Source organism: Microtetraspora sp. NBRC 13810 (assembly GCF_030268685.1).
In the GTDB taxonomy this organism is placed as follows: Bacteria; Actinomycetota; Actinomycetes; order Streptosporangiales; family Streptosporangiaceae; genus BSRQ01.
This window is the reverse complement of record NZ_BSRQ01000010.1, coordinates 72,331-87,599: the sequence shown is the minus strand read 5'-3', so window position 1 is coordinate 87,599 and position 15,269 is coordinate 72,331. Positions and strand designations below refer to the sequence as shown.

12 protein-coding genes are annotated in these 15,269 nt (G+C 69.8%); 3 read left to right on the top strand and 9 right to left on the bottom strand.

Going from position 1 to position 15,269, the window contains the following annotated elements:
• Positions 1-70: 70 nt before the first annotated feature.
• Positions 71-1,249, bottom strand: a complete 1,179-nt coding sequence (locus QSK26_RS21075; protein WP_285776921.1) for a helix-turn-helix domain-containing protein — start codon at positions 1,247-1,249, stop codon at positions 71-73.
• Between the two features lie 521 nt (positions 1,250-1,770).
• Between QSK26_RS21075 and QSK26_RS21070 the strand changes: the two genes are divergently transcribed.
• Complete coding sequence (locus QSK26_RS21070; RefSeq protein WP_285776920.1) at positions 1,771-2,172, top strand: SSI family serine proteinase inhibitor; 402 nt, start codon at positions 1,771-1,773, stop codon at positions 2,170-2,172.
• A 114-nt stretch (positions 2,173-2,286) separates the two neighbouring features.
• On the opposite strand, the gene QSK26_RS21065 is transcribed toward QSK26_RS21070, so the two are convergent.
• From QSK26_RS21065 to QSK26_RS21050, 4 genes are all read right to left on the bottom strand, one after another.
• Positions 2,287-4,956 carry a non-ribosomal peptide synthetase gene (locus QSK26_RS21065; RefSeq protein WP_285776919.1) on the bottom strand — a complete coding sequence of 890 codons (2,670 nt, stop codon included), beginning with the start codon at positions 4,954-4,956 and terminating at the stop codon, positions 2,287-2,289.
• Positions 4,957-5,218: 262 nt separating this feature from the next.
• Positions 5,219-5,896: a sulfotransferase family protein gene (locus QSK26_RS21060; RefSeq protein ID WP_285776918.1), complete on the bottom strand. Its 678-nt coding sequence runs from the start codon at positions 5,894-5,896 to the stop codon at positions 5,219-5,221.
• A 194-nt stretch (positions 5,897-6,090) separates the two neighbouring features.
• On the bottom strand, positions 6,091-6,588 hold the full coding sequence (locus QSK26_RS21055) for a hypothetical protein (RefSeq protein ID WP_285776917.1): 498 nt from the start codon (positions 6,586-6,588) through the stop codon (positions 6,091-6,093).
• Positions 6,589-6,789: 201 nt separating this feature from the next.
• Positions 6,790-7,389, bottom strand: a complete 600-nt coding sequence (locus tag QSK26_RS21050) for an NADPH-dependent FMN reductase (protein WP_285776916.1) — start codon at positions 7,387-7,389, stop codon at positions 6,790-6,792.
• A 92-nt stretch (positions 7,390-7,481) separates the two neighbouring features.
• Here QSK26_RS21050 and soxR point away from each other — a divergent pair, with 92 nt between their 5' ends.
• On the top strand, positions 7,482-7,934 hold the full coding sequence (soxR, locus tag QSK26_RS21045; RefSeq protein ID WP_285776915.1) for a redox-sensitive transcriptional activator SoxR: 453 nt from the start codon (positions 7,482-7,484) through the stop codon (positions 7,932-7,934).
• A 163-nt stretch (positions 7,935-8,097) separates the two neighbouring features.
• Here soxR and QSK26_RS21040 read toward each other — a convergent pair whose 3' ends face one another.
• On the bottom strand, positions 8,098-8,901 hold the full coding sequence (locus tag QSK26_RS21040; protein WP_285776914.1) for an SAM-dependent methyltransferase: 804 nt from the start codon (positions 8,899-8,901) through the stop codon (positions 8,098-8,100).
• Positions 8,902-9,073: 172 nt separating this feature from the next.
• Between QSK26_RS21040 and QSK26_RS21035 the strand changes: the two genes are divergently transcribed.
• Positions 9,074-9,898 carry a transporter substrate-binding domain-containing protein gene (locus tag QSK26_RS21035; RefSeq protein WP_285776913.1) on the top strand — a complete coding sequence of 275 codons (825 nt, stop codon included), beginning with the start codon at positions 9,074-9,076 and terminating at the stop codon, positions 9,896-9,898.
• 803 nt (positions 9,899-10,701) lie between these two features.
• Here QSK26_RS21035 and QSK26_RS21030 read toward each other — a convergent pair.
• From QSK26_RS21030 to QSK26_RS21020, 3 genes are all read right to left on the bottom strand, one after another.
• Positions 10,702-12,198: a M28 family peptidase gene (locus QSK26_RS21030; protein ID WP_285776912.1), complete on the bottom strand. Its 1,497-nt coding sequence runs from the start codon at positions 12,196-12,198 to the stop codon at positions 10,702-10,704.
• Positions 12,199-12,356: 158 nt separating this feature from the next.
• Positions 12,357-13,562, bottom strand: a complete 1,206-nt coding sequence (locus tag QSK26_RS21025; protein ID WP_285776911.1) for a hypothetical protein — start codon at positions 13,560-13,562, stop codon at positions 12,357-12,359.
• A gap of 423 nt (positions 13,563-13,985) precedes the next feature.
• Positions 13,986-15,227: an ROK family transcriptional regulator gene (locus tag QSK26_RS21020; RefSeq protein ID WP_285776910.1), complete on the bottom strand. Its 1,242-nt coding sequence runs from the start codon at positions 15,225-15,227 to the stop codon at positions 13,986-13,988.
• Positions 15,228-15,269: the final 42 nt, after the last annotated feature.

Below are 15,269 nucleotides of genomic sequence, written 5' to 3'. Positions count from 1 at the left end.
CGTGACGCGCTGTCATTGACACTTTTCCGGACGTGATCTCGGAAGTGTCAATCCGCGTTAAACGCGCAGGTCAGTAAGCCATTCCTATCGTGTCCGCGAGGCTGCGCATTTCGTCTGTAAGGGTTCGCCTGCGATTGATCACACGGCCGAGGATGTCTTTCGCGTACCGCTGCGAAGCAATCCATTCCGGCGAACTCTGCGATAGGTCGGTCAGGACGCCTAGGGCCTCACTGCGTTGACGCGTGGACACCAGGGCATTCGCCACGTCGAGACGATGCCGGTTTCTGCTGGCAGATTGCCCATGTAGGAGCGTGGTGGGGACGCGGGCTGCAATGGCGAGCACCTTGTCCGGCTTGTCCTGAACGGTCGAATGTTCGGCGTGAATCATCGCGACGGTGACGGGGCCGAACGTCCGTGTCGTGCTGGCATCCGAAAGCGTCTCGTGACCGATGCGCACGGCTGCTGAGCGGGCGAGCCTGATCGTGTCCTCCGCTTCCCCCTCGCGGTTGTCGCGGATCGCGGCAGCGGACACGTTCAGCAGCAATCGCCCCCACACGCTCAGCTCGGCGGTTGTGGCCCTGCTGAATCGGGGCTCAAGCTCATCAGCCCACCGGACGGTCAACTCGCGGGCGTCGTCGAGCAGGCCGCGGCGTAGGTGCAGCCAGCCCAAGGTGTTGACGGCCGCGCCGGCGTCCAACCGGTTGTCCGCCGTGTCGAGCGCGAGTTGCAGGGTGGGTTCGGCGGCGCCGTACTGGCGAGTCTGGGTGAGTATCCACCCGGTCATGTTGAGCAGCCGGGAGCGGACCGCCCTGCCGTCCCCGCTGAGGGCGTCAGCGTCGCGCAGAAGCAGCGGGAGGAGCGATGCGATCTCGGCGTACTTGTTGGCCGCCAGAAGCGGTTTGAGCGCCTCGAACCCGGCACGCACGCCTTCGGCGGTCGGCGGCTCTGACGGCTGTTCCACCTGCCCGATGAGGGCTCGCTTGGTGGGCTCCCATATCTCGCGTCCGGCTGGCTGTTCCTGGTCGTCAGGGCGGGGGCCGACGAGTTGCGTGGTGGGGATACGCAGAGCGGTTGCGAATCGGCGAACCGTTTCAAGTCGGGTGTCTTGGACGACGCCTTGCTCGATCTTACGTACGAGGCTGACGGAGACACCGGCCAGATCGGCTAGTTCCTTTTGGGTTAGACCCCGCCGCTTCCTGACAGTCTGGAGCCGGGCAGAAAGCTTCATTCTGCTGTAACCTTCGGGCATAGCCCCGCCGCCTTCCTGAAAGTCTCGTCAACTATCAGGCTAGCTGTGCGGGGCTCATTCATGTCCAGCGCTGGGGATATCTCCTGCTACAGGCATCGCCGTTGCGGCCCTGACATGAGAAAAGGCCCCCACCGCCCCGCCGGGAATGGCGAAGCGGTGGGGCGTGCGTCCGTCGCGGTGACGGACGCGCGGTGGCTGCTGCCGCTCACGGCGAGCCGGGTCAAGCCCATCAGGGCCAGGGCGATACCGCCGCGGACGAACAGCGGGTAGCGGACGGTGACGGGGACAGGGAAAGCGGTGTGCATGCGAACCTCCGGGGGACGACCCTCGGCCGAGGGAAGGGATGAGGAAGGCCGGCCGCGAGCGTTCCCGGCCTGGGTGAGGTAGAGCCGTACGAGGGTGTCGAGCACGGGCTACGGGCCGACGTCGAGCCGCACGGTGACCTGTTCGATCTCGGCGCGATGGGTCACAATGAGTGACGTCCAAGATGCTCAACGTGTCAACCGTGTTCGGGAGCGTTCATGCGCATGTCCTTCGCCTGCGGCGTGGCCGCGGCGGCGTCCCTCCTCATCTCGGCATCGCCCGCGCACGCGGCCCCGGCCCCCGCCCCCGCCCCGGTCCCGGGCACTTTCTCGCTGACCGTCTCCGGCGACGAGAACACCTGGACCAGAGGAGTGCGGCTCACCTGCCCGGGCGGCGCGGGAAACGGCCATCCGGATGCGAAGGGCGCGTGCGCGGCCATCCAGGCGGCCGGTGGGAACTTCGACCGGCTGAAGGAGCCGCCGGGCGTCTGCACCCTGGAGCACGCCCCGGTCACCGCGACCGCGAAGGGGACCTGGAACGGCAGGCCGGTCGACTGGCGCAGGTCCTTCGTCAACCTCTGCGAGCTGCACGGGGCGACCGGCCCGGTCTTCCGCTTCTGACCGGCGGCGGGACGAGACCACCGTGGCCACGAAGGTCACGGCCGCATCGCCGGCCAGGTCGAGGGAGACCGGATGCCGCCGTCCGAGCGCGGCCGACCCGCCTGGCCGGGCGGGTCATTTCCCGCCCAGGGCGCGGTCCAGTTCGGTGCGCAGGATGTGCTGGAAGGCGCCGACGTGGTCGGCGTTCATGAGGGTGTAATGCTCGCCGGGTACCTCGATGTACCGGTTCTCGCCGCGGGCGAAGTCGTCCCATCTGCGTAGTTCGCCGGCCAGCCAGTCCTGTTTGGTCCCGTGCAGCGGGATGGCGTAGAAGACGCTGAGCGAGGCGACGCTGCCGCTCGGCTCGTAGGAGCGGCCCGCCCTCACCAGGGACTGCGCCAGCTCGACCCAGGCGGCGAAGCCCTTCCGGTCCAGGTCGAGCTCGGCCAGGCGGCGCTTGGAGGCGGCCCGCATGATGTGGTCGATCTGCCGGGGCCGGGACAGGCCGCGGATCCGGCCGAGGAGTTCGTCCCCCTGCTCGGGGGTGACGAGGTCGAGGAAGAGGGCCAGGTGCACCGCGCCCTCGGTGAAGTCCAGCTCGTGCATGCGGGCCCTGATGTGCGGCGGCAGGTTGAAGATGCCGACGAAGTCCACCCGCTCGCCCTGCCCCTCCAGCGCCTTGGCGATCTCGAACGCCACGGCGGCGCCGTAGGAGTAGCCGGCGATCGCGTACGGCCCGGACGGCTGGCGCCGCCGGATCGCGCGCACGTAGCAGGACACCATCTCCTCGAAGCCGGTGAAGTACGGTTCGCCGCGGGCGAAGCCCCGGGCCCGGAGCGCGTAGAAGGGACGCTCGCCGGTGAAGTAGCCGGCCAGGTTGACGAAGACGAGGACCTCGCCCACCCCGGGGTGCACGCAGAACAGCGGGGTGCGGTCCCCGGTGAGCTGGAGGGGCACGATGGGGTCGTAACCGTCGCCGGTCCGCGCGCCACGGCCGAGCAGGGCGGCCAGCGCGCGGACGGTGGGCGAGCGCAGGATCGTCAGGACCGGCAGGTCGGCGGCCGGGAAGGCGCGCTGGAGGCGCTGCTTCAGCCGCAGCACGTCCAGCGACGTCCCGCCCAGTTCCAGGAAGTTCGCCGTGGCGCTGACCCGGCCGGGGTCGAGGCCGAACAGGTCGGCGTAGACGCCGGCGACCGCGCGCTCGGTGTCGTCGCGCGGCGGCACGTTCCCGCCGAGCCGCCGTTCGGTCAGCTCGGCCACCCAGCGCTCGCGGGCCTCGAACTCCCCCCGCTCCAGGCGACCGCGCAGCACCGCGCGCTGGATCTTCCCCAGGCTGGTCTTCGGCAGCTCCGCCCTGGGCAGCGGCAGGATCAGCGCCGGGCGGAAACCCCAGAGCAGTACGACGGTGGTGCGGATCGCCACCAGCACCCGGTGGATCGCCGCCTCGTCGGACATCGGCACGGCCGGGGTGAAGGCGATCACCAGTTGCTCGGTGTCGCTGCCCGGCGGCCGGGTCGGGAAGGCGGCCACGCAGGAGTTCTCGACCTCCTCCAGCTCTTCCAGCGCCGTCTCCACGTCGTGGCTGTAGTAGTTGACGCCGTTGACGATGACGCTCTCCTTGGTACGGCCGGCCAGGCGCAGCCGTCCGCCGACGAGGGAGCCGCGGTCCCCGGTGCGGAACCAGCCGTCCTCGGTGAACGCCGCGCGGGTCGCCTCCGGGTCGTTGAGGTAGCCGCGGAAGACCATCGGGCCGCGCACCTGGAGCTCGCCCGTGGCGCCCTCGGGCAGCGGCGTGTCCCGCTCGTCCGCGACGCGCAACCGCAGGCCGCGGACGGGCGGGCCGAGCGACGCGAACTCCCGCCCGGCGTCCACGGCGGGGAACTCGCGGGAGAAGGTGCTGCCCGCGCACGTCTCGGTCATTCCGAACGCGGGCGCGATCGCCTCCTCCCGCAGCCCGTACGGCGCCAGGCCGGCCAGGAAGCGCCGCGCGGTGGCGCACACGACCGCCTCGCCGCCGGAGATGACGAGCCGCAGCGCGGACAGGTCGAGTTCGGGATCCGGGGGCGCGTCGGCCAGTGCCCGGTCGATGCCGGCGAAGAGGAAGTTGGGGGCGAAGGTGAGGGTGACCCGGTGCGCCGCCGCCAGGCGCAGGAATCGCACCGGGTCGCTCAGGACGAACTGCGGCTGCACCTGGACCTGGGCGGCGCCGGCCGACAGGGGGAGCAGGTGCCCTTCGAAGGCGGCCACGTGGTCGAAGGCGATCCAGTTCATCATGACGTCCTCGGCCTGGAACTCCAGCCGTTCGGCCTTCGCGGCCAGGGCCGCCAGCAGGTTGCCGTGGGTGAGCATGACGGCCTTGCTGTCGCCGGAGGAACCCGAGGTCAGCATCAGCAGCGCCACCTCGTCCGGGTCGGGCGCCGGGAACGCCGGTTCGGGGTCGGCGGCGGGCAGGTCCTCCAGCAGCACGACCCGGAGGCCGGGCGCGGTCGGCATGTCCCGCCTGATGGCCGCGCTCGTGATCACCACCGGGTCGCCCAGCAGCCTGCCGACGTGCCGGAGCTGCGCCGCCCAGCGCCCGGCGTCCCCGCGCAGCGGCGTCATCGGGCACGGCACGTATCCGCCGAGCACACACGCCCAGAAGGCCGGGACGACGTCCCGCGGCCGTTCCAGCAGCAGCGCCACCCTGGCCCGCGGCGCGAGGCCCGCCTTCCGCAGCCCGGTGAGCAGGCGGCGGGCCAGGTCCAGCAGGTCCCGGTACGGCTGGACGTCGGCGTCGCCCGAATCGTCGATGTAACAGACTCCCAAGTCCGGCGGGGATGTCGCCGCGGCCCGCAAGAGGAGTTCCGCGATACCGCCGTTCCCGCCCGGACTGGCTTCTCTCCTGACATGAACTCGCGATTCGCCAGTCACGATATTTCCCCCCGTGCCGCCAGATTAGGCGGAATGGGGACGGGGGCCGCCGGGGAGAAGATGAGCTTTGATGGGTATCTTGCGGGAAAGTTACCGTCTTCCCGGGACGCTCTACTGGGGCATGACCGTGCTTTACGGCGGGACCGCAGGCCGGCGGCTACCGGCGGCCCAGGTTGAACTGCTCGAATCTGCGCTTGGTGGCCTCGATGTCGTTGAGCCGCGGAAACGGCTCACCGGCCGGCACGTCGACGTCGAGGAAGGCGCACAGCGGTTCCCAGCCCTCGCGCACGTCGAAGACCAGGAGCCGGTCGGCGGGCAGGCTCTGCCGTACGGTGGCCACATGCCGGTCGAAAGCCCGCGCGGCCTGCTCCTCGCTCGGCAGTTCGTCCGGGAAACGCAGATCCTCCCCGAAGGTGGCGCGCACGATCCGTCCCAGCAGCGGCTGGATGCGCGCGAAGCTCGCCTGGAAGGACACGGCCGCCGCCGGGGCGTCCGGCGGCATCGGCTCGGCGCGCAGGCTGATCATGTTGTGGAAGCTCGTGCACCAGCCCGCGGGGTCGCGCACGGTGAGGACGACCTTCGCCCGCGGGAACGCCGCCGCCTGCTCGCGCCAGAAGAAGCTGGCCGGCCAGTCCAGCGTCGAACGGTAACCCGCGAACACCCGCTCCCATCCCGCCGGGGTGTCCGGCACGGCGGGCAGCCAGCGGTCGATGAGCTCAAGATGGTCGTAGATCTCGAACATGTGGTAGCACGGCCCGAACCCCAGCCGCTCCAACGCCGCCTTGAGCGACAGAGTGCCCGTACGCGGCAGGCCCGCCCCGATCACCTCGATCATGCTTCCCGCTTTCTCGCTCCCGGCCGCCCGCGACACCTGCCCCGGGCCCACGGAAGCACTGTCCGGCGATCCGCGGCACGAGGCGCAGGCGCCGCGCCGGGCGTACGGGCTCGCTTGACCCGAAGTCACCGCCGCCTTGGGGCACGGTGCCCGCCCTGCACGGCGCCTGACCGAGTGCCGCTATCGCCGGTGCGTCACCACCAGGCGGTGACGACGCTGGCGGCGTTGCAGTCCCAGGTCGGGTCCTTGATGACGCAGGCGCGGAAGGCCCGGGTGCTGCCCGAGGCCGTCGCATAGCCGCTGGTGTAGTTCCGGGTGCCGATCAGCCGCGAGTCGTTGCCGTCGGACCTGCGGTCGCCGGTGATGTCGACCTCGAAGAAGACGTACATGTCGGCACGGCCGTTGAGCACCCGGCCCCAGCCGTACTGGACGCCGCCACACGTGCCGTACCTGATCTGCACGGTGTAGCCGTTGCCGTCGGCCTGCCTTCCGGTCTGCACGTTCGTGCACGAGCCGGGGTCCGACAGCCACGGGGCCGCCTGTGCGGGGGGCGTGGCCGCGATCGACATGGCCGCGGTCATGGCCAGGGTTCCCAACAGGGCGCCGATCCGGCGCCCGGCGCCGCTTCCGCGCCTCCGTGCGGAGCGAGTCGCCGGTTCGCCGAGCCGGGCGTCCCGCTTGAGCGTGAGCATAGGTGCGTCCTCCGCATGTGTTTCGCATTGATCAACTACGGCGTCCCCAGGATGCTGGAGTCCGACCGGGCTTGTCGTTGGCAGTGAGCGCCATGCAGTTGACGACGCGTGCCACGGCCCGCCGGGCGCGTGCCGCGGTCCGCCGGGCGGATGCCGCGTTCGCCGGGCGGGGCGGGGGCGGGCGGTGGCTGCGGGCGGGGGTCAGGCGGCGTACGGGCGTCCGGTTTTGGCGTCGCGCAGGGCGTGGGCCCACCAGGCGAGCTGGTCGAGCATGGTCTTGGCCGCGCTCTCGCAGCCGGCCGGGCCGGTGGCCGGGTTCTCGGGGTCGAACCCGCCCCAGGCGTTGTGGAAGCTGACGGTGTCGCGGATGGTCACGGCGTGCACCTCGGCGAAGACGATCCTCAGTTGCTCGATCGCGCGCAGCCCGCCGGACAGGCCGCCGTAGGACACGAAGCCGACCGGCTTGGCGTGCCACTCCCGCTGGTGCCAGTCGATGACGTTCTTCAGCGAGGCGGGGAAGCTGTGGTTGTACTCGGGGGTGATCACCACGAACGCGTCGGCCGTGTCCAGCCGGGGGCTCAGGCCGGCCAGGGCGCGAACGGTCTCGGGCGACGGGGTGCCGCCGTAGGCGGGCAGCACCAGGGGGAGCGGGACGTCCGCGAGGTCCACCACGTCGACCGTCATGTCGGTGCGCCCGGCCGTCTGGGCGGCGAACCACCGCGACACGACGGCGCCGAACCTGCCTTCCCTGACACTGCCGACGATCACGGCCACCTTCAGCGGGCGGGGGTTTTCCAGCATGGCGAGATTCTCCTGTTCGTTCACAACCGTTTCGGTGCGCAGGAACACTCTCGGACTTAAACAAAGGTTTAAGTCAAGCTAGGCTGGCCGGTATGCCGGACCAGGGGACGATCACCAAGGAACTCACCATCGGAGAGCTGTCCGAGCGCAGCGGCGTGCCCGCCTCCGCGTTGCGCTTCTACGAGCGCCAGGGGCTGATCCGCAGCCGGCGCACCACCGGCAACCAGCGCCGCTACCACCGCACGACCCTGCGCCGGGTCGCCTTCATCCGCGCCACCCAGAGCGCCGGCATGCCGCTGTCCTGCATCGGTTACGTGCTCGGCATGCTCCCGCACGACGCGGAGCCCACCCGGGAGTTCTGGGTCGGCGTCTCGGAGTACTGGAAGCAGGAGGTCAACGCGCGCATCGCGAAGATGGAGCGGATGCGCGACCGGTTCACCGAGTGCATCGGCTGCGGCTGCCTGTCCTTCGAGCAGTGCCTGCTCGTCAACCCCGGCGACGTCCTCGCCGAGCAGGGACCGGGGCCCCGGTTGCTGGAGTCCTGAACCGGCCGGACCGGTTGCTGGAGTCCTGAACCGGCCGGGCCGGTTGCTGGAGTCCTGAACCGGCCGGGCGGGGCCTCCGGTCCGCCGCCACGCTGGACGACGCGCCGCGGCCGTGCCCGGCCATGCCGTACGCGCCATTGACGGCCCGCGGGGTGGGGGCCGTTCAGTGCTTGCGGGCGATGCCGCCGAACATGAGGCGCTGGCCCACGGTGAGGTCGGCCGGCACCTGCTCCTCCGGGCGCCACAGGGGCAGCGGGACGACGCCGGGCTCGACCAGGTCGAAGCCGTCGAAGAAGGCGGTGATCTCCTCCGGCGTGCGGAACCTGCCGGTGCCGAGGAGGGAGAGGAACTTCTTCTCCGCGTCCCTGGCGTCCTGGGTGGAGGCGCAGAAGTGGGTGACGAACAGATGGCTGCCGGCGGGCACGGCCTCCATGTACGACCGCACGAGGCCCGCGGGATCGTCGTCGTCGTGCAGGTGGTGCAGGACGCCGACCAGCATCACGCCCACCGGCCGGTCGAAGTCGATCAGCCGCCGCACGTCCGGGGCGGCGAGGATCTCCGCCGGGTCGCGCAGGTCGGAGGTGATCACCGCGGTCCGGGCGTTCTCGGCCAGCAGCGCCCGGCCGTGGGCCAGCACCATCGGGTCGTTGTCGACGTAGACGACCCGTGCCTGCGGGTCCGCCCGCTGCGCGACCTGGTGGGTGTTCTCCACCGTCGGCAGCCCCGAGCCCAGGTCGATGAACTGCGTGACACCCTGGCCGACCATGAAGCGCACGCCGCGGCCCAGGATCTGCCGGTTGTAGGTGGCCACGTCGTAGATCTCCGGGACGACCTTCGTGATCTCATGGACGAAGGCCCGGTCGACCTCGAAGTTGTCCTTGCCGTTCAGGACGACGTCGTAGGCCCTGGCGATGCTCGGCCGGGTGGTGTCGACACCGCTCTTCCACAGGTCTCGCCTATCGGTCATCTCGCCCCATCTCCGCGTGGTGTGCCACATCATGATCGACAAGCTCCAGGGGATCTTATGGGAAAACCTGTAGCAGCAACGGCGATTCACCGTTTCTTCGACCGCGCGCACCGGCGAGAACGGGAACATCTCACGTGACCGTGACCCTCTGTCAGCAGGGAGACGCCTGATCGTGTGGACGAGCCTACGCACAGCCGTACTGTCCGTACTTTCCGTACTGTCGGTCGTGGCCGCCGGGGCGGCCTGCACGGCCGCGGGAGACACTCCGGCGGGTTCCGCCGCACCGCCGCGGGGCTCGCTGCTGGACGAGGTGCCGCGGGCCGGGGTGCTGCGCGTCTGCACCACCGGCGACTACCGGCCGTTCACCTACCGCGATCCCGCGACCGGCGCCTATCGCGGCATCGACGTCGACATGGCCCGCGACCTGGCGGGGAGCCTCGGGGCCAGGGCCGACTTCGTCCCGGTCACCTGGGCGAGCCTGCTCGCCCAGGTGACGGCGGGCCGCTGCGACATCGCCATGGGCGGCATCACCGCGACCCTCGAACGCGCCCGTGAGGCGGTGTTCACCGCGCCTTACCTGGAGGACGGGAAGGCGCCGATCGCCAGGTGCGAGGACGCCGGCAGGTACACCGGCCTGACGCGGATCGACCGGCGGGGCGTGCGGGTCGTGGTGAACCCGGGCGGCACGAACGAGACGTTCGCCCGCACGCGCCTGCGGCACGCCCGCGTCACCGTCTTCCCGGACAACAACCGGATCTTCGACGAGATCGCGGCGGGCCGCGCCGACGTGATGATCACCGACGCCGCCGAGGCGCGCTACCAGGCCCGGCTGCACCCGGAACTGTGCGCCGTTCGTCCCGACCGCCCTCTCACCTTCGCGGAGAAGGCGTACCTGATGCGCCGCGGCGACCCGGACTTCCTGACCTACGTCGACCGGTGGCTACGCCTGCGCACCCACGACGGCACCTACCGGCGCTTCGCGCGCGCCTGGGAATAGGTGAACGTATATCCCGTGGAAACAGCGCGATCCGGTGGAGCGTGACGTCACTTCGGAGGGGAAACAGCAGGTCACCGAGGATGTGAGCGCTGAGGCGGGCCGGTATCGAGACTGCCCTGCCCGGGTGCCGGCAGCCGGAACAACGTGCCGGGACATGCCTGGGCGGCAAGGCATTCTATATCGCCCGGGCCGGTGATTGTTCAGGGTTAACCCCATAGTGTGCGAACCGGTCGGAGGTTATGTTTGACCCGTTGGTCCGGCCGTTTCGATGCTCAATTCGGGCGAATGAAAAGAGGGCTCATGAAATTGAAACACCTGTTGACCGTCGCGCTTTTCGCAGGCGCGGGAGTGCTGCCGTTCGCGGTTCCGGCCCATGCCGGCGCGCTGAACGCCGCCTCCTGCACGGCCGGCCCGTATACGTCCGGTGGCCAATACGGTGCCGTTTCCAGCTGCCCCGCCGGTACTTATGGAGTGGCGCATCGCCCGAGGGTGACATGCCGCAACGACCTGAGGCCGCCGGGCCAGCCCGTCACCCAGTACACCAGATACGGAGGCTGGGTAGGGGCCACCAGCAGGTCATACGTTCTGTGCGACACCGGCGACGCCCGGCTCTCCTACGGAGTCCAGCAGCAGGTTCAGGAATCCCGCATGCGCTGACCGGCCTCACGGTGACGCCCGGCTCCGCCCGTCGCCCGGGTGACGTCCGCCCGCGTACGTGATCGCCTCTGTGGCCGCGTTCATGACGCGGTCATGAAACCGCCGGTGGCGCGCGGTCCTCGTGGGGAGGACCGCGCGCGGGGCGGTCAGCGGGTGATCTTCACGTCGTCGACGCCCGCTTCGACGAGGCTGGCCGTCGCGGCGTCGGCGGCCTCGACCAGGATGCGGACGGTCTGACCCGCGTACCCGGACAGGTCGGCGGTGGCCGTGTTCCACACGCCGTCCCGGTCGGTGGCCGCGCCGAGCTGCTGGAACACCGTGCCGGTGGTGGCGCCGGCGATCCGCACCCGGAGATAGTCGGCGCTGGAGGCGTTGCTGCCGTGCGCCAGGTACCACGACAGCGACAGCCGCAGCGGCCCGGTCGCCGGGAGCGTGATCGGCGGGGACTGGATGGCCGTGGTGCCGCCGTCCACGTCGTAGTCGCCCGCCGCCGCCCCGGCGAGCCGCCCGGTGACCAGGTCGTTCACGCCGCTCACCGTGGTGCCGAGCTGCTTGGTCCCGCTGGAGGCGGTCGCCTGCGGGTCGCCCCGCTCCCACAGGCCCGAGGTCGCGGTGCCGGCGACCTGCGTCCAGCCGGTGGCGGTCTCGAAGTCATCGGACCACACGGTGACCGGCGGCGTGGCGGTGCCGATCGTCCAGACGGCGTACGCGACGGCGTCGGCGTTGCGGTTCAGCGCGGTGTCGTTGATGTTGGCCGTGGTGTCGCAGGCCCGGTGGTAACAGACGTCGAACGCCTGCCCCGCCGTACCGCCCCACAGGGTCGCCTGGGCGCTGGACTTGACGCCCTCGGCCCCGGTGAAGGTGCCGCCCGCCGCGATGCCGACGCCGATGAACGGCCCGTAGTCGGAGCGGCCGTCGAAGTCGGTGCCGCGGGTCGGCACGCCGATCGAGGTGAAGTAGTCCGCGAGCACCTGCTCCAACTGGGCGGAACCGGCGGGACCGGGGCCCGCGCCCACGCCGTCGGAGTTGTCCCCGTCGTAGAGGAAGTATCCGGGGTTGGGGGAGCCGACCATGTCGAAGTTCAGGTATCCCTTGATCTTCGAGCGCTCGGCGGCCGGCAGGTTGTTCACGTAGTACTGGGAGCCGCGCAGACCCAGCTCCTCCGCTCCCCACCAGGCGAAACGCAGATGCTTGGTGGGCGCGAGGTTCTGCCGGGAGACCTCCAGCGCGGTCTCCAGGATGGCGGCGCTGCCCGAGCCGTTGTCGTTGATCCCCGGCCCGGCGGTGACGCTGTCCAGGTGCGCGCCCACCATCAGGATGTCGTTCGGGTCGCCGCCCGGCCAGTCCGCGATCACGTTGTAGCCGGTCGCGCCGTTGTAGGTGAAGGACTGCAGCGTGGTGCTGTAGCCCGCCGCGTCGAGCTGTCCGCGCACGTAGTTGGCCGAGGCCAGGTAGCCAGGCCGCCCGTGCGCGCGGTTTCCGCCGTTGGCGTTCGCGATGGCCTGGAACTGGGTCAGGTGCGCCTTGACGTTGGTGAGGGAGATGTCCGGCGGAGCCGCGGCCACGGCCGGCCGGTTCACCTGGAACGGCACGCCCGGTAAGGCCAGGGCGAGCGCGGCGATGATCACCAGGAGACGTCTCATGCGGGTCCTTCTGGGGTGGGGGGTGATGCATGGAACGTAACCTCGTGGCACGGCTTCGCCTAGTAGTCCAGTGACACTTCGGGATCTTGAGGCGTTGGGGGCAGATGGCCTGGATGGTCGGGTTCAGCGAAACGTCACCGGAGTACCGGGTGATGCGGTCAATAGCAGGAAGGGTACGGCCATGGGCCGTTCAGGTAGCTGGCCATGGCGTTCCAGCTGTAGAACCAGTCGGACGTGTTGGATTGGCACGCCATATAGCTGTAACCGAAATCGCCGTTGTCGTCGGGGTAATTGGTGAAGAGTACGCTGTGGAAGACCAGAAACCATTTCGCCCTGTTGCCGTTGTGTGCCCAGCACAGGGCTTTCAGGGTCTGGTCGTCCATGATGCCGGCGTCTTCCAGGTGTTGGAGAGCCGGCCAAATTTCAGTCAGATCCCTGGGACGGTCCCAGCCGGGGATGGGCAGCATATCTCCGCTGCTCGGTTCAAGAACGACGACCCGGTTTCCCGCGGTGAGCCAGTAGTAGCCGTCGCCGTCGGTCGTGGCGCAGGAGATGCCGTTGGCCCAGTGGTCTTTCTCTTCTTGGCCGAATTCTCCGCTGTCGATCCGGCTGAGCCCGGCCCAGGTGTCCGTCAGTTTTGACGGCGCCCAGGTGACAGAGCTTCCGGTGCCGTCCGTTCTCGCGCAGTATGTGCCGTTGAACAGCCACCACATCCCGGTGCGGGGGACGAAGGTGCACGTGTCCAGTCCGCTGTCGAACTGCGCATAGTCCTTGAGGCAGGGCCATCCGTAGGTGTCTCTGAAATCCTGGGGGTCGGCGTTCATGGAGTTCCCGTCATACGCCGTGGAGAAGTAAATCGACGACACCGAGGACTCGTCCGGATTCGAATTGGTGGCGGTGAAGGCCCAATGGCCGTTGTAGAGGTTGATGGAGTTCACGGTCCACCACCGCAGGCCGTTCACGGGGTCCGGGGGGTCCCATGAGCCCGGGGGGACGTAGCCCGGGTCAGGCTCCGGCACCACGGCAGGATCGGGAATGTATCCCTCCAGTTTGACCCTTCCGTCCGACACCCTGTCCGACACCGCCTTGATCGTCTGCGCCTCAACGTCGATATAGGCACTTATCGCCTCGAAGAGCGGCGCGAGATCCCCCAGCACCTCCATGGCGGCTTTCAGGTACTGATTGAAGAGCTTCTTCATGCCGCCGATCCAGATGACCGCCTGCTTGCTCAAGTGAATGGTGTAGTGAAGGCCGCTCAATTCGCAATAGACGTCTCCACTGATGTCGGCCTTTCCGGTGTTGGTCCCCCCGGGGCGCGGGCGGTGCACGAGCGTTCCATCAACAGGTTGATTCGGAAGCGGCATAGCGTCTCCTCCAGGACCACCACGGACGTGCGTCGGCAACGCGCGAGATACGAGTAACCAGACAGCGTGCCGATGTCGACACATCGAGTTTATCGAGCGGTGACGCGCCTATACAAGGGTTCTCCGACAGGCGGCCGAGTCACCGCACTCGAGTTCATCTGACCCCTTAAACATTGGATTTTCGGCGGATACTACGGCGACCCGGGGCCCGAAGTGACGCCTCCGGCATCTCATTGCCGGCCTGATATGCGCGCCCGCCAACCGGACATCGTCATAGACCCGTCCCATCCCGCGATCCTCATGTGTCCCAGTAGTTCTCATCGAAAACAACGCCAAGCGGCAACGGCTTGGTACTCCAGTGACATTTCCGCGATTCATGGATTCGGGTCTGCGTCGGTAGTGGCGGTCCTGGTCACCGGGTGGCTACGGGCGGGTGAGCGCCCGCCGTTCGGGGACCGGGGGCGGCGTCAGCAGGGCGAGCGTCTCCAGGGGGCCGGCCAGCAGGTCGGCGAAGGCGAGTTCGGCGGCGCCGACGAGGGTGGCGTCGTCGCCGAGTGCGGAGGTGCGGAGCCGTACCTCGCGGGAGATCACCAGTGTGTTGGCGGCCACCCGCTCGTGCACCTGGGCGGCCGAGCCCGGGTAGACCTCGCGCAGCATCCCGCCGAAGATGACGAGACCGGGGTTGAAGAGGTTGATCAGGTTGGCCACGCCGATGCCGAGCCAGTCGCCGATCCGGCACAGCGCGTCCCGGGCCGCGAGGTCGCCCTCGCCGGCGGCCCGGACGACGGCCCGCACGCCCTCGCGGCCGGTCAGCTCGCCGGACCGGCCGGCGGCGTCGATCAGGGCCTGCTCGCCGACCTCCGCCTCCAGGCAGCCCCGCGAGCCGCACCCGCAGGGCCGCCCGTCGTAGGGGTTGACCATCATGTGCCCGACCTCGCAGCCGTAGCCGCCGTCCCCGTCGAGCAGCCTGCCACCGACGATGATCCCGCCGCCGACGCCGACGTCCCCGTGCAGGTAGATGAGGTTGCCGAAGCCGATGCCCGCGCCGCGCTCGTGCTCGGCGAGCGCGCCCAGGTGGGCCTCGTTGCCCACCGCCACCGGCAGCCCGAGGCCCAGCCGCCGCCCCAGCTCGGTGCCGAACGCCTGGTCCACCCATCCCATGTTCGGCCCGAAGCGCACCATCCCGTCGCCGCGCCTGATCATGCCGCAGTAGGCCGCGCCGACCCCGGCGCACACCGGCCCTGGGGGCGCCTCCCCGTGCATCTCCCGGGCGAACCCGGCGAGCACCTCGACCACGTCGTGCAGGTCGGCCCCGGCGCGGGCCCGGACCGCCTCCCTGCGGTCCAGGATCGTCCCGCCCAGCCCGACCCTGGCCGCGACCAGCCGGTCCACCCGGACGTCGAAGGCCAGCACGTACACCCGCTCGGACTCCGCCCGCACCACCAGCGAGGGGCGGCCCGCCCTGCCGGTGTCCCCGGGGAGCTCCTCGCGGACCAGTCCGGCGGAGGTCAGCTCGGCGGTCAGCGCCATGATCGTGCTGCGGTTGAGTCCCATCCGCTCGGCCAGCACCGCCCGGGAGAGGGGGCCGCCCAGGTGCACGTGCCGGAGCAACGTACCCAGGTTGCGCCGGCGAATCTCCTCCTGGACCCGACCGGGCTTCAGCATGGTGGCATCCTGACGACTCGGGGCTGTCATCATCGGGCGCTG